Origin of the sequence: Zavarzinia sp., assembly GCF_049306435.1 — a bacterium.
GTDB lineage: Bacteria > Pseudomonadota > Alphaproteobacteria > Zavarziniales > Zavarziniaceae > Zavarzinia.
In genome coordinates, this window is record NZ_JBAQRT010000126.1 from 1 (window position 1) to 16464 (window position 16464).

13 protein-coding genes are annotated in these 16464 nt (G+C 67.0%); 8 read left to right on the plus strand and 5 right to left on the minus strand.

Features of this window, described 5'->3' with window-relative positions; all coding sequences use genetic code 11:
* A partial coding sequence (locus tag WAZ62_RS06620; protein WP_422642723.1) for a hypothetical protein occupies positions 1-201 on the plus strand: 201 nt, incomplete at its 5' end.
* 3 nt (positions 202-204) lie between these two features.
* Here WAZ62_RS06620 and WAZ62_RS06625 read toward each other — a convergent pair.
* Positions 205-1776 (minus strand): putative bifunctional diguanylate cyclase/phosphodiesterase, encoded by a 1572-nt coding sequence (locus WAZ62_RS06625; protein ID WP_422642724.1) that lies wholly within the window; start codon positions 1774-1776, stop codon positions 205-207.
* A 223-nt stretch (positions 1777-1999) separates the two neighbouring features.
* On the opposite strand from WAZ62_RS06625, the gene WAZ62_RS06630 reads away from it, so the two are divergent.
* Positions 2000-3805, plus strand: coding sequence for an acyclic terpene utilization AtuA family protein (locus WAZ62_RS06630; protein ID WP_422642725.1), 1806 nt, complete (start codon positions 2000-2002; stop codon positions 3803-3805).
* Positions 3805-4677: an SDR family oxidoreductase gene (locus WAZ62_RS06635; protein WP_422642735.1), complete on the plus strand. Its 873-nt coding sequence runs from the start codon at positions 3805-3807 to the stop codon at positions 4675-4677. Before WAZ62_RS06630 ends, WAZ62_RS06635 begins: the two co-directional genes overlap by 1 nt.
* 250 nt (positions 4678-4927) lie before the next feature.
* On the opposite strand, the gene WAZ62_RS06640 is transcribed toward WAZ62_RS06635, so the two are convergent.
* Positions 4928-6241: an NtaA/DmoA family FMN-dependent monooxygenase gene (locus tag WAZ62_RS06640; RefSeq protein ID WP_422642726.1), complete on the minus strand. Its 1314-nt coding sequence runs from the start codon at positions 6239-6241 to the stop codon at positions 4928-4930.
* 182 nt (positions 6242-6423) lie between these two features.
* On the opposite strand from WAZ62_RS06640, the gene WAZ62_RS06645 reads away from it, so the two are divergent.
* The gene (locus tag WAZ62_RS06645) at positions 6424-7383 is read left to right on the plus strand and encodes a helix-turn-helix domain-containing protein (RefSeq protein WP_422642727.1); all 960 of its coding nucleotides are present in this window, start codon (positions 6424-6426) and stop codon (positions 7381-7383) included.
* Positions 7384-7386: 3 nt separating this feature from the next.
* On the opposite strand, the gene WAZ62_RS06650 is transcribed toward WAZ62_RS06645, so the two are convergent.
* The 3 genes from WAZ62_RS06650 to WAZ62_RS06660 form a co-directional block, all read right to left on the minus strand.
* Positions 7387-8766, minus strand: a complete 1380-nt coding sequence (locus WAZ62_RS06650; RefSeq protein ID WP_422642728.1) for an MATE family efflux transporter — start codon at positions 8764-8766, stop codon at positions 7387-7389.
* Between the two features lie 96 nt (positions 8767-8862).
* Positions 8863-9474, minus strand: coding sequence for an MlaC/ttg2D family ABC transporter substrate-binding protein (locus WAZ62_RS06655; RefSeq protein ID WP_422642729.1), 612 nt, complete (start codon positions 9472-9474; stop codon positions 8863-8865).
* A 62-nt stretch (positions 9475-9536) separates the two neighbouring features.
* Entirely contained in the window at positions 9537-10361 is an 825-nt protein-coding gene (locus WAZ62_RS06660; RefSeq protein ID WP_422642730.1) for an MlaA family lipoprotein, read from the minus strand.
* A 250-nt stretch (positions 10362-10611) separates the two neighbouring features.
* Here WAZ62_RS06660 and WAZ62_RS06665 point away from each other — a divergent pair, with 250 nt between their 5' ends.
* The 4 genes from WAZ62_RS06665 (at position 10612) to WAZ62_RS06680 (ending at position 16407) form a co-directional block, all read left to right on the plus strand.
* On the plus strand, positions 10612-11562 hold the full coding sequence (locus tag WAZ62_RS06665) for an ArsR/SmtB family transcription factor (RefSeq protein WP_422642731.1): 951 nt from the start codon (positions 10612-10614) through the stop codon (positions 11560-11562).
* A gap of 3 nt (positions 11563-11565) precedes the next feature.
* Positions 11566-12429, plus strand: coding sequence for a methylenetetrahydrofolate reductase (gene metF, locus WAZ62_RS06670; RefSeq protein ID WP_422642732.1), 864 nt, complete (start codon positions 11566-11568; stop codon positions 12427-12429).
* A gap of 11 nt (positions 12430-12440) precedes the next feature.
* Complete coding sequence (metH, locus tag WAZ62_RS06675) at positions 12441-15932, plus strand: methionine synthase (protein WP_422642733.1); 3492 nt, start codon at positions 12441-12443, stop codon at positions 15930-15932.
* 85 nt (positions 15933-16017) lie between these two features.
* The gene (locus tag WAZ62_RS06680; RefSeq protein WP_422642734.1) at positions 16018-16407 is read left to right on the plus strand and encodes a VOC family protein; all 390 of its coding nucleotides are present in this window, start codon (positions 16018-16020) and stop codon (positions 16405-16407) included.
* The last annotated feature ends 57 nt before the right edge of the window (positions 16408-16464 follow it).

The following is a 16464-nucleotide window of genomic DNA, read 5'->3' on the forward strand; positions in this document are numbered from 1 at the left end:
GCCCGCGACAGTGCCGAGCGGGCGCTGGCGGCCCTGCGCGGGGACATCGGGCTGACGCTGCGCACCCGCGATCTGCTCGACGGGCTGGCCCGCGAGGTCGAGGCGGCGCTGTCCCGGGAACAGGCGAGTTCCGCCGCCGATCCGAAGCAGGTGCTGGAAATTGAAGAGCGGCTGATGAAGGCGCGGCGCGGCGACGCCTGAAGATCAGGGCCGGGTCCGCTTGCGGGGGCCGGGGGCAAGAAGGCGGCGGATCTCCGCGGCCGGCATCGGGCGGGCCAGCCCATAGCCCTGGCCGTGGTCGCAGCCATGGGTGCGCGCCCAGTCCGCCTCGAGCTCGGTCTCGATGCCTTCCGCCACCACGGTCATGCGCAGGGCATGGGCAAGGTCGATGATCAGCTTCGCCAGGGTCGCGTTGTCTTCATTGCTCAGCCGCTGGATGAAGGAGCGGTCGATCTTCACCTTGTCGAAGGGCAGCTCGCGCAGCTGGTGCAGGTTCGCGTAACCCGTGCCGAAATCATCGAGCCCGAAGTGGATGCCCGCCGACCGCAGCTGCAAGATGCAGTGCCGCGCCGGCTCGAAATCCGCCAGCAGGGCGCTTTCGGTGATTTCGAGTTCCAGCCGGGCCGGGCTCAATCCGGTCGACTCGAGCAGGGCCAGGATGAGTTCGGCGGTGCCGGCCTTGCGAAGCTGCAGCGGCGAGAGATTGACCGCGACCGGAATGCCGGGCGGCCAGTGTTTCGCCTCATCCGCCGCCGCGCGCAGGACCTGGCTGAAGACATCGCCGATCAGGCCGAGGTCCTCGGCCATCGGAATGAACAGACCCGGTGCCACCAGTCCGTGGCCCGGCTTGTCCCAGCGCGCCAGGGCCTCGACCGAGACGGGCTGTCCGGTTCGAAGATCGAAGATCGGCTGGTAGTGCGTCATGATCTCGCCCCGGACGAGGCCGTCGCGCAGGGCCCGTTCGGTTTCCCTTTGCGTGTGAAGCGCCGCGTGGTGACGGGCGTCATAGAGGGCATAGGTGTTTCGCCCCGTCGCCTTCGCCTGATAGAGCGCGCTTTCCGCCTGCTGAAGCAGTAGCTCCCCGGTCTCGCCGTCGCTGGGGAACAGGGCGATGCCGATGCTGACCGTCACCCTGGTGGAGGGGCCTTCACGCTGGATCGGCAATCCGAGCACGGCCAGCACGCGCCGGGCGAGGCGGATGGCATCCTCTTCCCCGGGCAAGGCCCCGGTCAGGATGGCGAATTCGTTCCCGCCGATACGAGCCGCCGTCCGATCGTCGGAACCCATCAGGCCGCGCAGGCGCGCTGCCGACTGCCGCAGGATCTCGTCGCCACCGGCATGGCCCAGACGATCGTTCACGATCTTGAAGTGATCGATGTCGATCAGCAGTACCGCGAATTTCAGCTTCGCCGGACCTGTGACCGACAGCCACGCGGCGACGTCTTCCTTGAAGCCCTGCCGGTTGGCGAGGCCCGTCAGGGCATCAAAGCGGGCAAAGGCGCTGGCCCTGGCTTCGGCCGCCCGGCGCCGGGATTCGGCTTGCCGGACATCCTTGTTGCGCACGATCAGGACGGCGATCAGGGCGAAGGAGAGCACGCTGAGCGTCGTGAAGATTTCGTCGACTTCCCAATCCTCGTGTTCGCGGCTCCAGTGGTGGAGCAGGTCAAAGGCGTCGATATGGAAGAGAAAGGCCTGAGCGCCAATGGTCGCCGCGAAAATCAGGACGTAGACGGGCCTGATCGCGAGGTTGGACCACTTTCGCCGAAAAGCCTTCATCGTCGCCGTCACCCATCGGAATCGCGCATATCGCCGGAAAATTCGGGGACGCAACCGACGGCAAGACTTTATGGCCATGATGATCGCGTGTCATCGGTACGAGGTAAAGGCCCCGAAGCTCCCATGGCGGGAATCGGCGGAGCCCGGGTCATGCCTTGCCGAAGGCGGCGCTCTCGGTTATCGTGCCTACAAAATGAATATAATTCAATTTGAGGAGGACGGCGTGGCGGATGTTCAGGCGGCAAAGCCGCTCAGGATCGGCTGTGCATCGGGGTTCTGGGGCGATTCGCTGGCGGGGACCGGGCAATTGGTCGCGCGGGGCGGGCTGGATGTCCTCGTGTTCGACTGGCTGGCGGAAATCACCCTGTCGCTGCTGGCCCGGGTGAAGGCGAAGAAGCCGGAAGCCGGCTTCGTGCCCGATTTCATCGAAGCGATCGCGCCCCATCTGGCCGAGATCAAGCAACGCGGCATTCGCGTCGTCTCCAACGGCGGGGGCATGAATCCGGCGGGCTGTGCCGCGGCGCTGGCGGCACGGGCCAAGGCCGCCGGCCTCGATTTCCGCATCGCCGTCGTCACCGGCGACGACCTGAAGCCGCGGGAAGACGAGTTTCGCGCCGCGGGTGTCCGGGAAATGTTCACCGGCGCCGCCCTGCCGGAAAAGCTGGTCACCGCCAATGCCTATATCGGCGCGCGCGGCATCGCCGCCGCCCTCGATGCCGGGGCGGAGATCGTCATCACCGGACGCTGCGTCGATTCGGCGGTCACCCTCGGCCCCCTCGTCCATCATTTCGGCTGGGACTGGCGGGATGGCGACCGTCTGGCGCAGGGCTCGCTGGCCGGCCATCTGATCGAATGCGGCGCGCAAGGGACGGGTGGACTGTTCACCGACTGGCAATCGGTGCCGGGCTGGGACGACATGGGCTTTCCCATCGTCGAGGTTTCGGCCGACGGCAGTTTCGTGCTGACCAAGCCGGAGGGGACCGGGGGCTTGATCGCGCCGCTTTCGGCGGCGGAACAGCTGCTTTATGAAATCGGCGATCCGGCGGCCTATCTCCTGCCGGACGTGACCTGCGATTTTCGCGATGTGCGGCTGGTGGCCGACGGACCCGACCGGGTGCGCGTGTCGGGTGCGCGGGGCCGGCCCGCCAGCGGGATGCTGAAGGTCAGCGCGACCCATGCCGATGGCTTTCGCACCATCGGCACCGTGACCATCGGCGGTCGCGATGCCGTTGCCAAGGCCGAGCGGACGGGCGCCGCCATCATCGCGCGGGCCGCCCGCCTGATCGCCGAGGCCGGTCTGCCGCCCCTGCTCGAAACTTCGATCGAAGTGCTGGGCAGCGAGGCGACCTATGGTCCCCACGCCAGCGTCGCGGCCAAATCGGTGCGCGAGGTCGTGCTGAAGCTCGGCGCCCGCGCGGCGAAGGCGGAAAGTCTCGACATCCTGGCGCGGGAAGTCGCGCCGGCGGCGACCGCGACGGCGCAGGGCCTGACCGGGCTCTATGCCGGGCGGCCGGCGGTGCAGCCGGTGTTCCGCAATTTTTCCTTCCTGTGGCCGGCGGTGGAAGTGCCCGCGACGGTGACATTGGGCGAGACGGTGATCGAGGTCGCCAATCCGCCGCCCGCGCCGGCCATCCCCGCCGCCGAAGTGCCCGCCGTCGCGGCGGCTTCGGGGGGCGCGGTGGCGGTGCCGTTGATCGCCCTCGCGGTCGGCCGTTCGGGCGACAAGGGCGATATCGCCAATATCGGCGTCATCGCCCGCCGGCCCGATTACCTGCCCTATATCAGGGCGGCCCTGACCCCGGCGGCGGTCGGCCACTGGTTCCGCCACCTGCGGCCGAGCCGGGTGGAGCGTTTCGACCTGCCGGGCTTCGATGCCCTGAATTTCCTGCTGCATGACGCGCTGGGCGGCGGCGGTGTCGCCTCGATCCGGATCGACCCGCAGGGCAAGGCCCTGGCGCAGATGCTGATGGACATGCCGGTGGCGGTGCCGGCCGGCCTCGTGCCGGGCCGCGTGGGGGAGCAGGCGTGATGGAGCGTTTCGGTTACAGCGACGATGAACTGCTGAGCCTGCCGCTCAGCTACCGCGAAGGCCTGCTGGCGGGCAAGACCGCCCTTGTGTCGGGCGCCGGCACCGGCATCGGCAAGGCGATCGCCGTCACCCTGGGCCGCCTCGGCGCGCGGCTGGTGATCTGCGGCCGCAAGCCCGAGAAACTGGAAGCGACCGAAGACCTGCTGAAGCGCGCCGGGGCGGAGGTTCTGCCACACGCCCTGTCGATCCGCGACCCGGAGGCGGTCGCGGGGCTTCTCGACGCGGCCAGGGCGCGCTTCGGCGGCATCGACATGCTGGTGAACAACGCCGGCGGCCAGTTCCCGCAGGCGGCCATCGATTTCTCGCCCAAGGGCTTCAACGCCGTCGTCGACACCAATCTGTCCGGCACCTGGTACATGATGCAGGCGGCGGCGCGCCAGTGGCGCGACCGGGGCGCGCCGGGCGCCATCGTCAACATCGTCGCCGTGGTCGGCCGGGGCATGCCGGGCGTCGCCCATACCTGCGCCGCCCGCGCCGGGGTCATCGCCCTGTCGAAGACCGTCGCCACCGAATGGGCGCCCCTCGGCATCCGCATCAACTGCGTGGCGCCGGGTATCATCGCGACCGAGGGCATGAACGTCTATCCGGACGAAGCCCGCCGCGCGATGCCCGACACCAACCTGATGCGCCGATTCGGCACCGCCCTCGACGTCGCCGAACTGGTCGTGCATCTGGCCGGCCCCAGCGGCAACTTCATCACCGGCGAAGTCGTCCATGTCGACGGCGGCAACCAGATCTGGGGCGACCAATGGACCATCCCCCGGCCCGACTGGTACACGACCCCGCAGGAATCGCCCTTCCCCGGCCGATAGCCCCAGCGCCGTCGTCCCGGCGAAGGCCGGGACCTTGTGCAAGGCGGGGCGCCCCTGTCGTCGCGAGACTCCGGCCTTCGCCGGAGTGACGCGGATGAGGGGCCGCGCGTGGTGATTCACCCTCGGCGCGACGAGGATGAGGGGCGGCGCGTGGTGATCGGCCCCCCCCTCCCAGTCGTCGTCCCGGCGAAGGCCGGGACCTTGTGCAAGGAGACTCCGGCCTTCGTCGGCGTGACGAGTGGGGGCGCGATCAGAAGGCTTTCAGGTTGCCGCGCAGGGTCTTCTCGCCATATTCGGTGCGCATCAGGCCACGGCGCTGCAGGGCGGGAACAAGGCCATCCGTCACCTCGTGGATGACGCGGCGGTTGACGCCGAGATGCGGGGTGGTGATCAGGAAGCCGTCGCCGCCCACTTCCTCCATCACTTCGCCCATGCGCTCGGCCACGGTCTCGGGCGTGCCGATCAGCTCGACCGAGGAGACGAGGCCGCCCGAGGCTTCGGTGACGAGCTGGCGCAGGGTCTTGCCCGATCCCCATTGCTGGAAACTGTCGAGCGAGCCCTGTTCGCCATTGGTGGTCAGCTTGCCGGGCAGGGGCTTGTCGAGATCGAAGGCCTTGAAGTCGATGTCGGTGATCGACGAGATCAGGCACAGGTTCATTTCGATGAAGCTGGGGGCCGAGGCCATGCGGGCATATTTCGCCTGCGCTTCCTCAACCGTCTCGGCCAGGGTCGGGGCGATGAGATAGAGGATCTTCACGTCGTCCGGGTCGCGGCCGGCGGCGGCGGCCCTCGCGCGGATATCGTCGCGGAATTCCTTCATCGCCTTGGTGCCCTGATTCACCGCGACGACCGCATCGGCATATTGCGCGGCGAAGGCCCGGCCCTTGGGCGAGGCGCCGGCCTGGATCAGCGCCGGCACGCCCTGGGGCGAGCGCACGCAGTTCAGCGGACCCCGGCTCTTGAAGAAACGGCCTTCGTGATTGATCGTGTGGACCTTGCGGAAATCGGCATAGACGCCGTTTTCGCGGTCGCGCTTCACCGCGTCCGGCTCCCACGAATTGAACAGCTTGATCACCAGATCGAGATATTCATAGGCCATGTCATAGCGCAGTTCGCGCGGGGGCAATTCGTCGAGGCCGAAATTCTGCGCGGCGGCGTTCTCGGCGCTGGTGACGATGTTCCAGCCGAAGCGACCTTCCGCCAGACTGTCGATGGTCGAGCACAGGCGGGCCAGCAGATAGGGCGGATAGCCGAGGGTCGACAGGGTGGCGACGATGCCGATCTTCGAGGTCGCGCCGGCGATCATGGCGCAGAGCGGGGCCGGATCGCCCTTGGGCACCATGCCGAGGCCATGCTTCAGCACCGCTTCCGACGAGCCGCCGTAGATTTCGGAAATCGCCAGCTTGTCCTCGAACATGATGTAGTCGAAACAGGCGCGCTCCAGCGCCTGGGCCATCTCGACATAGAATTTGCCGTTCCAGGGATCGCCGCCATTGGAAAACGGGCCATTCCATTCGTCGGTGGCGAAATTGGTGAACCAGCCGAGGTGGAAACGCTTTGCCATGGGACACTCCTTGAAACCGGGCGCGGATGCGAATTGGTCGAAGGAGAGCCTGTCAGTCCGGCCGCTCGGCGCCAACCGGAGTGCCGGAAGCCGCTATTCCTGATGCGGGAAGCGACAAGTCTGTTGTGCGCCGCCGCAAGCCGTTCATAGTAATGCTGCATTGCATTCGCGGCGAGGACGTCATGTTCCAGGACTATGCGGCACGCGGCCAGCTGGAGCCGTGGCAGGACGCGGTCAGCAGCGTGCTGTTTCCCGTCGACACCGCCAGCGCGCAGCCATCGGATTTCAGCGGCCGGATGCGCAACTGGGATTTCGGCGATGTCTCCGTCGCCTATATGACGTCGGGGCCGGTGGCCTACCGGCGCGAGCAACATCATGTCGCCGCCGACGAGGAGGAGATATTGCTGCTCTCCTTCGCCACGCGGTCGGAATTTCTCTATTCGCAGGACGGGCTCGATCTCGTCTGCCGCCGCAACCAGTGCCTCGTGGAGCGCAGCCACCGGCCTTCGCTCTTCACCCAGGCCGACGCCGTCAACGAAATGTGGGTGATGCGGGTGCCCCTGCGGGCGATCAAGCCGCGCCTGCGCGCCATCGATCTCATTCCCGCCCTGGTGATCGATGCCGGTCAGGGCGCGGGCGGTCTGCTGCATGACATGACCCGGCTGGCCCCGCATCGGGTCGCCAATGCCCGGGACAATGTGCGCGGCGCGATCGGGCGGACCCTGATCGATCTTCTCGTGGTCGCGCTCGAGGATCAGGTGCGGCTGTTCGATCACCGGCAATCCTCGGTGCGGCAGGCGCATCTGGCCCGGATCGAGGCCTACATCCGGCGCCATCTGTCGGATCCGGCCCTGAGCGCGGGCGGGATCGCCGGGGCCTGCGGCATTTCCGTGCGCTATCTGCATGATCTCTTCGCCGAGGATGGCGGCCCCAGCCTGTTCCAGTGGATCCGGGAGCGCCGGCTGGAAGCCGCCCGCGCCCAGCTGGAGGAGCCGGCGCGCGGTGATGCCATCGCCGATATCGCCTATCGCTGGGGCTTTGGCGATCAGGCGCAGTTCAGCCGCCATTTCCGCCGCCATTTTGGTGTCACCCCGCGCGAGCACCGGACGGCGGCGCGCCTGCGGCTGGCCAGGCCCGCGTGAGGGTCAGCGCGGGCGCCTCTTGAGGCGCGCCAGCCGCGCCAGCAGAAGCCCCGTCGCCACCACCGAGGCGAGGGCGATCGCGAGGACAAGGCCGCCGGCGCCAAGCCCCAGGCGGAGGGCCAGCAGATGGCCGGCCGGCACCATGACGACGACATAGGCGAACAGATGGCTGGCGGTCGGCAGCCAGGTGTCGCCATAGCCGCGCAGGATATTGGCGACGACTCGCTGGGCGCCGTCGATCAGCGACAGGAAACCGATGCCGGCGACCACCGGGATCGTCACCGCCAGCAGGGCGGCATCGCCGGTATAGAAGCCGGCGAAGCGCTCGGGCAGCGCCACGAAGGCCAGACCGACCAGCAGCATCACCCCGGTATAGATCAGAAGCGCGGTGGCCGCCGAACGGGCCATGGCCGCCGGATCGCCGCGTCCCCGCGCCCGCGACACCTGGACCGCCGCCGCGCCGCCGATGCCGACGGCGACCATGAACATCAGCATGTTCAGGTTGATCGCGATCGTATAGGCGGCGAGCTGCACCGCCCCGGCCCAGCCGGCGAACAGGGTCATCGCGGCGAAGGCGCCGCTTTCGATGCCGAGACTGAGCCCCTCGGCATAGCCGATGCGGCGCTGGCGCCGGCCGTCGGCCCAGCGATGATCCGACCAGCGCGGCCGCCCGAGGGAGCGCCGCCCCGGCATCAGCAGAAGGATATAGGCAAGGGCGCCGCCGGCCAGCAGCAGGCGCGCCGCCAGGGTCGCCATGGTGACGCCGAAGGCGCCAAGGGCCGGCAGGCCCAGCCCGCCCTGGCCCAGCAGCAGGCCAAGACCGAGATTGACGAGATTGGCGACGAGCAGCAGGACGACGCCGACATAGGGTCGCCCGGTCGCTTCAAGGAGGCCGATGCTGGCGATATAGATCAGCACCGGCGGCAGCGACCAGCCGAACAGCGCGGCGATTTCCCCGGCCGAGGCGGCAAGGCCGGGTTCCTGGCCGAGCGCGATGAAAATCGCGGGCGCGGCATGGGAAAGGGCGACGCCGGCAAGACCGATGACCACGGCATAGGCGATGGCGCGGCGCCAGATGCGGCCAACCTCGTCGAGGGCGTCGCGTCCGAAGGCCGCCGCCATCTCGACCGCGCTGCCCATCAGAAGGCCGAGGCCCAGCATCTGGCCCGTCTGCACCAGCATGAGGCCAAGGGCGAAGGCGGCCAGCGGCCCGGCGCCGAAATGGCCGACGATCATGTTGTCGGCGACCAGCATCAGGGTCAGGCCGATGCGCGCCATGATGATGGGCAGGGCCAGCCGGGTCAGCGCCACGGCCTCCCGCCGGTCGATCCGAAAGGCGGCCGGGGCGGGGGAGACCTGAAGAGGGGGCGACGGCGCGTTCATCGGCCCCGGTTATCATGGCGCCGCCCCGGCCGACAGGGGCCGGGGCGGCTAAATTTTCACAAGCCGGCTTTGAGCACGCTCAAAGCACCGCCGGGATCAGCTGGCGGGGTTTTTCTTGCGCAGGCCGGCGATCAGGGCGTCGATGCCGCCAGCGCTCATCACGCTGGAGAAATCCTCGCGCTGGGCGCTGCGCATCGACAGATTCTCGATCACCACGTCGACCACCTTGAAGCCGCCGCTGGCTTTCGACAGGCGCCAGTCGATCGAAACCGGCTTCTGACCGCTGGGGCTCAGGATCTGGCTGCGCACGACGGTTTCGTCGTCCTGGGGCTGACTGCCCAGGGTCACCAGCTTCTCGCCGGCATATTGGGACAGGCGGCGGGAATAGGTGCGCACCACGTCTTCGGCGTAGAGGCGGTTGAATTCCTCGATCTGTTCCGGTGTGGCGCCGCGGCGATAGCGGCCGAGCACGAACTGGCCGATCGTCTCGACGTCGAAGGCGGAAAGAAACAAGGCGCGAAACCGGCTTTCGCGCTCGGCATCGGTCACGCTCTTGTCGGCCAGGGTCGAAATCGCCTTGCCACCGAGATCGTCGATGAAGGCGGTCGCGCTGTCGGCGGCGTTTGCACTCCGGCCGGCGGCGGCGAGCCCCGCAAGGGCGATACCGATGCCCCCGAGCCGGACAATGAATTGTCGGCGGGTCGTCATGTCTTGCCTTTCATTACGCTCATGGACTCAACGGCACCAGGGCGCCCCGGTTCCCCCCGCGTTCAGCGGGGCGCGGCCTCGCTCATGTCGGCCGCGTCCGCGTCGCGGTTGTTGATCAGGGCTTCGCGCTGCTGGCGATAGAGGTTGCGAATCGCGGCGTAGAAATCGATCGACGACGCCTCGACCTCGTCGATCGCCGGGCCGCTGCGCGCGCGCGCGTCGATGATATTGGCGCCGCGCAGGCCATAGCCGATCGCCTCGGCGTCATTGGCCATCAGCACCCAGGTTATCGGATCGAGCGCCATGTCGACGCCGACGCCGAGCAGGTCGCGCGGCGGCCGGGGGCCGAGCAGCGGCAGCACCAGATAAGGACCCTCATCCACGCCCCAGGTCGCCAGGGTCTGGCCGAAATCCTCGCTGTGGCGGGGATAGCCGATGTGGCTGGCGAAATCATAGACGCCGCCGACCCCGGCGATCGTATTGGTGATGAAGCGGGCCGTGGTGACCTTCGCGCGCCCGAAATCGCCCTGCAGCAGGTCATTGGCCAGAATGACCGGGCTTTCCAGATTGTTCAGGAAATTGCGGAGGCCGGTCTGCACCGGCGTCGGCACGATGCTCTTGTAGATCTCGGCGAAGGGCTTCAGCAGCATGTAGTCGACGAAGCGGTTCACTTCGAAGAAATAGCGGTTCAGGGGCTCGATCGGGTCATTGCGCTTGACGTATTCCGCCCGCGCCTCGACATCGCTGGCCGGTGGCTTGTTCGCGCAACCGCCCATCGCCCCCGCGATGAGCAGGATCGTCATCCCGGCCGCCACGAGGCGGCCGAAGCGGCTGCGTCCGCCGCGAACGATGGCCAGTGCCTTGCCGCTGTCGCGAGTCTGTTCCACGAAGTTCCCTCCGGCTTGCCCGACCGGTGCTGTCACCGATCATGAGGCAATCTTCATGCTGTTCCGTAACATATGGTTCCCGGTCGGTTAATGGGAAATTGCCCCTGCTTGTGACCGGTGGCGCAATTGCATCCGATTTCGTCGCATTGTGGCAACATCTCCCACGGCCGGGGCTGGGCTGCGGGAAGCGCATTGCCACAACACATAAAGATATGTTTATGTATGGCATGACGTGCCGAGGCCAGAACCCGTGACCGACCTGCTGTCCGCTCTCAAGGGCGCGGCTGAGGCCACGCGCCTGCGCATCCTCGTGCTGTTGGCAAGGGCCGAACTGACGGTGACGGAATTGACCCAGGTTCTGGGCCAGAGTCAGCCACGTCTGTCCCGTCACTTGAAACTGATGGCCGAAGCCGGGCTGATCGACCGCTTCCGCGAGGGGGCCTGGGTGTTCCACCGTCCCGCCGCCGAAGGCATCGGCGCGCGCCTCGCCGCCGAGGTCGTCGCGCTGGCCCGGCAGGACGATCCGGCCACCTCACGCGATTTCGCCCGGCTCGATTCGGTGCTGAAGGCGAGGACCCAGGCCGCTGCCGAATATTTCGCCGCCAATGCCGAAAGCTGGGACCGCATCCGCGCCCTTCATGTCGCCGAGTCGGAAGTCGAGGCGGCGCTCGACCGCATTGTCGGGCCGGGGCGAATCGATTTCCTGCTCGATGTCGGCACCGGCACCGGCCGGATGCTGGAACTGTTCGGCAAGCGCGCCCTGCGCGGCCTCGGCATCGACCTGTCGCACGAGATGCTGGCGATCGCCAGGGCGCGGCTGGAGGCGGCGGGGCTTTCCCAGTGCCAGGTCCGCCACGGCGACCTGCACGGCATGGCGCTGGGCGGCGGTGTCGCCGATCTCGTCGTGTTCCATCAGGTCCTGCATTTCGCCGCCGATCCGCAGGCCGCGATCACCGAGGCCGGGCGCGTTCTCGCTCCCGGTGGGCGCATCCTGCTGGTCGATTTCCTGCCCCATGGGCTGGAGGAGTTGCGCGATCGCCATGCCCACCGCCGTCTCGGCTTTTCGCCGCGCGAAGTCGCCGCCTGGGGCCGCCAGGCGAAGCTCGAATTCCAACTTGTCGAAACCCTGACCGGCGATCCCTTGAGCGTCGGCATCTGGCTGGGCCGCCATGCGGCCGCCGCCACTTCTGAACGGGCCTGAATCATGACCCTCGACCCCCTCGGTCCCCTCAATGTCTCCTTCGAGTTCTTCCCGCCCAAGACCCCGGAGATGGAAGAGGCGCTGTGGCGCACAGTGCGCCGGCTGGAGCCGCTGAACCCCAGCTTCGTCTCGGTCACCTATGGCGCCGGTGGTTCCACGCGCGAGCGCACCCATGCGACGGTGAAGCGCCTCGTCGAGGAAACCCGGCTGAAGGCGGCGGCCCATCTGACCTGTGTCGCCGCGACGAGGGACGAGGTCGATGCCGTCGCCCGCGACTATTGGGACGCGGGCGTTCGTCACATCGTCGCCCTGCGCGGCGATTCGCAAATTCCCGGCACGCCCTATCAGCCGCATCCGGGCGGCTATGATTATGCCGTAGACCTGGTGAAGGGGTTGAGGAAGATCGCCGACTTCGAAATCTCGGTCGCGGCCTACCCGGAAGTGCATCCGGATGCGGCGAGCGCGCAGGCCGATCTCGACAATCTGAAGCGCAAGATCGACGCCGGGGCGACAAGGGCCATCACCCAGTTCTTCTTCGACAACGACGTCTATTACCGCTTCATGGACCGGGTGCTGGCCGCCGGCATCAAGGTGCCGGTGCTGCCCGGTATCATCCCCGTGTCGAACTTCAGGCAGATCGTGAAATTCGCCGCCGCCACCGGGGCCACCATCCCCGCCAGCATGGCGCGCCATTTCGAAGGCCTGGACGACGACCCGGAAACCCGCAAACTGATCGCGGTCACCGTCGCCGCCGAACAGGTGCGCGGCCTTGCCGCCGCCGGGGTGAAGGACTTCCACTTCTATACGCTGAACAGGGCCGATCTCTGCTTCGCCCTGTGTCACCTTCTCGGCCTGCGCGCCGCCTGAGGACCAGATCCATGAGCACGTTCCTCGACGCCCTGAATGATCGCATCCTGCTGTGCGATGGCGGCACGGGCAGCCTCGTCCAGGCGATGAGCCTCGATGTCGTCCGCGATTTCGACGGGCGGGAGAATTGCACCGAGGTGCTGAACCGCACCCGACCGGATGTGGTGCGGGAAATCCACCGCGCCTATCTCGCCGCCGGCTCGGACATGGTGCAGACCAATTCCTTCGGCGGCTCGCCCATCACCCTCGCCGAATTCGATTTGCAGGATGAAGCCTTCGCGTTGAACAAGCGCGCGGGCGAACTGGCGCGGGAGGCGATCGAGGAATTCGCCCATGACGGCCGCCAGCGTTTCGTCCTCGGCTCCATCGGGCCGGGCACGCGGCTGCCCTCGCTCGGCCATATCCCCTATGACCCCCTTGAAGCCGCGCTCGCCGTGCAGGCGGAAGGGCTGATCGCCGGCGGCGTCGACGCCATCCTGATCGAGACCTGCCAGGACACGTTGCAGATCAAGGCGGCGGTCAATGGCGTGAAGATCGCCCGCGCCAAGCTGGGGCGCGAGGTGCCGATCATGGTGCAGGTGACGGTGGAAACCACCGGCACCCTGCTGGTCGGGCCGGATATCGCCGCCGCGGCGACCGTGATCCATGCCCTCGACGTGCCCGTCATCGGCCTCAACTGCGCCACCGGGCCGCAGGAAATGGCGGAACATGTCAAGTTCCTGTCTGAAAACTGGCCTGGGCGGATTTCCGTGCAGCCGAACGCCGGCCTGCCGGAACTTCGCGACGGCAAGACCTTCTATCCGCTGTCGCCGGACGAAATGGCGCGCTGGGTGCGCCGCTTCGTGCTCGAGGACGGCGTGAACATCGTCGGCGGCTGCTGTGGCACCAACCCCAACCATATCGGCGCGCTCGACGCCATGCTGCGCGAGATCGAGGGGGGTAAGCGCCGCCCGGCGCCCGCCCGCCGCAGCTTCCACTGGGTGCCCTCGGTCGCCTCGCTCTATTCCCAGGTGCCGTTCCGCCAGGAGAATGCCTATCTCTCCATCGGCGAGCGCTGCAACGCCAATGGCTCCAAGGCTTTCCGCGAGGCGCAGGCGGCCCATGACTGGGACAAATGCGTCGCCATGGGCCGCGAGCAGGTTCGGGAAGGCAGCCATACCCTCGATCTCTGCACCGCCTATGTCGGCCGGGATGAAGTGTCCGACATGACCGAGGTGGTGACGCGGATGCGCGGCAGCGTGAACGCCCCCCTCGTCATCGACTCGACCGAATATCCCGTCCTGGAAGCCGCGCTGAAACTCTATGGCGGCAAGCCGATCATCAACTCGATCAATTTCGAGGATGGCGAGGTGCCGGCGGCGATGCGCCTGAAATTGGCGAAGAAATTCGGCGCCGCCGTCGTCGCCCTCACCATCGAGGAAGCGGGCATGGCCAAGACCGCGGCGGACAAGCTGCGCATCGCCCGGCGTCTCCATGATTTCGCGGTGAACCAGCATGGCCTGCCGCCCTCGGACCTGATGTTCGATCCGCTGACCTTCACCATCTGCACCGGCAACGAGGACGATCGCAAGCTCGGCCTCGAAACCCTCGACGCGATCGAGATGATCGCGAAGGAAATGCCCGAGGTGCAGATCATCCTCGGCCTGTCCAACATCTCCTTCGGGCTGAACGCGGCGGCGCGCCATGTGCTGAACTCGGTCTATCTCGATCATGCGATCAAGCGCGGGCTGACCGGCGCCATCGTGCATCTGTCGAAGATCATGCCGCTGCACAAGATCCCGGCCGAGGATGTGAAGATCGCGGAAGACCTGATCTTCGATCGCCGCGCCGAGGGTTACGATCCGCTGCAGGCCTTCATCGCGCTCTTCGCCGACCGCAAGGGCGAGAAGGCGGTGAAGAAGGCCCGCGCCGAGACGGCGGAGGAACGCCTGACCCAGCGCATCGTCGACGGCGACCGTCTTGGCCTCGAGGACGATCTCGAGGAGGCGATGAAATCCCATCCGCCTCTCGACATCATCAACAGCTTCCTGCTCGACGGCATGAAGGTGGTGGGCGAACTCTTCGGCTCGGGCAAGATGCAGCTGCCCTTCGTTCTGCAATCGGCCGAGACGATGAAGACCGCCGTCGCCTGGCTCGAGCCCCATATGGAAAAGATCGAGGGCCAGGAAAAGGGCATCATCGTTCTCGCCACGGTGAAGGGCGACGTGCATGACATCGGCAAGAACCTGGTCGATATCATCCTGACCAACAACGGCTACAAGGTCGTGAACCTCGGCATCAAGCAGCCGGTCGGCGCCATCATCGAGGCGGCGCAGAAGGTGAAGGCCGATGCCGTCGGCATGTCCGGCCTTCTCGTCAAATCGACCGTGATCATGCGCGAGAATCTCGAGGAAATGACCCGCCTCGGCCTCGATGTCCCGGTCTTCCTCGGCGGCGCCGCCCTGACCCGGAAATATGTCGAGGAAGATTGCGTCCGCGCCTATGGCGCCGGCCGCGTCGCCTATGCCCGCGATGCCTTCGATGGGCTCGACCTGATGGCGCGCGTGGTGAACGATAATTTCGACGATCACCTGAAGTCGTTGCAGGAAAAGCGCGCCGGCCGCCCCTCGAACCAGAAGAAGATCGGCGCGCCCTCGGAAGCCTCCGTGGCGCGACCCATCGACTTCGAGGAAACGCGGGTCCGGCGCGAGGAACTGGCCAGGGGCGTAACCGTGCCCGTACCGCCGTTCTGGGGCCCGCAGGTGATCGACGACGTGCCACTGAAGGCGCTGGTGCCTTACCTGAACGAAACCATGCTCTATCAGTTCCAGTGGGGCTATGAGAAGGCGGGCCGCTCGCTCGACGAATACCGCGCCTTTGCGGCGCGGGAAATCCGCCCGATCATGAACCGCCTGGTCGAACAGTGCCAGCGCGAGGGCATCCTGAAGCCGAAGGCCGTCTATGGTTACTGGAAGGCGGCGGCCGAGGGCAACGACGTCATCCTGTTCGACGAAAGCGGCGCGAAGGAACTCACCCGCTTCGCCTTCCCGCGCCAGGCCCGGGGCGGCGGCCTGTGCATCGCCGATTTCCTGCGCGACGTCTCCAGTGGCGAGCGGGACGTGATCGGTCTCCAGGTCGTCACCATGGGCCAGCAGGCGTCGGAAATCGCCCGGCAATGGTTCGCCGAGAACCGGTATCAGGAGTATCTCTACCTCCACGGCCTCTCGGTCGAGATGGCCGAGGCGCTGGCGGAATATGTCCACAAGAAGATCCGGGGCGAACTCGGCTTCTCCCACGAGGATGACCGCGACATCGACAAGATGTTGAAGCAGGGCTATCGCGGCAGCCGCTATTCCTTCGGCTATCCGGCCTGCCCCAACCTCGCCGACCAGCACAAGCTGCTGGCCCTCCTCGGCGCCGAGCGCATCGGCATCGAGATGGCGGACGAGGATCAACTCCATCCCGAACAGTCGACCAGCGCCATCGTGCTGCATCATCCGCAGGCGAAATATTTCTCGGTCTGAGGGGCGGGGGCTTCGGCCCCCCTTTTCCGGCCTTGCCCCGACGGCGCTTTCGTGTTCTTGTTTTGTTCAATTCACGGAGGGGCCAATGATCGGCTATGTCACCCTGGGCGCCGCGGATTTCGGCGCCAGTCTCACCTTCTATGACGCGGTTCTCGCCGTCCTCGGCGCGGAGCGCAGCTTCGCCGACGCGGACAGCGGCTGGGCCGGCTGGACCGGGGCGGGCGGCGTCAAGCTCTTCATCTGCAAACCCTTCGACGGCAATCCGCCCAGCGTCGGCAACGGCACCATGGTCGCGCTGTCTTGCGCGGACGACGACATGGTCCGCCGCGCCCATGCCGCCGCCCTCGCCACCGGCGGGCGGGAAGAGGGCGGCCCGGGCGTTCGAGAAGCCTATGGCCCGGATTTCTTCGTCGCCTATGTCCGCGATCCCTTCGGCAACAAGCTGTCCTACGTCCACGACCGATCTGCCGGTTAGGGGGGGGGGCGTCATTCCGGCGCAGGCCGGAATCTTGATCAGGACAGGGCGCCTTCC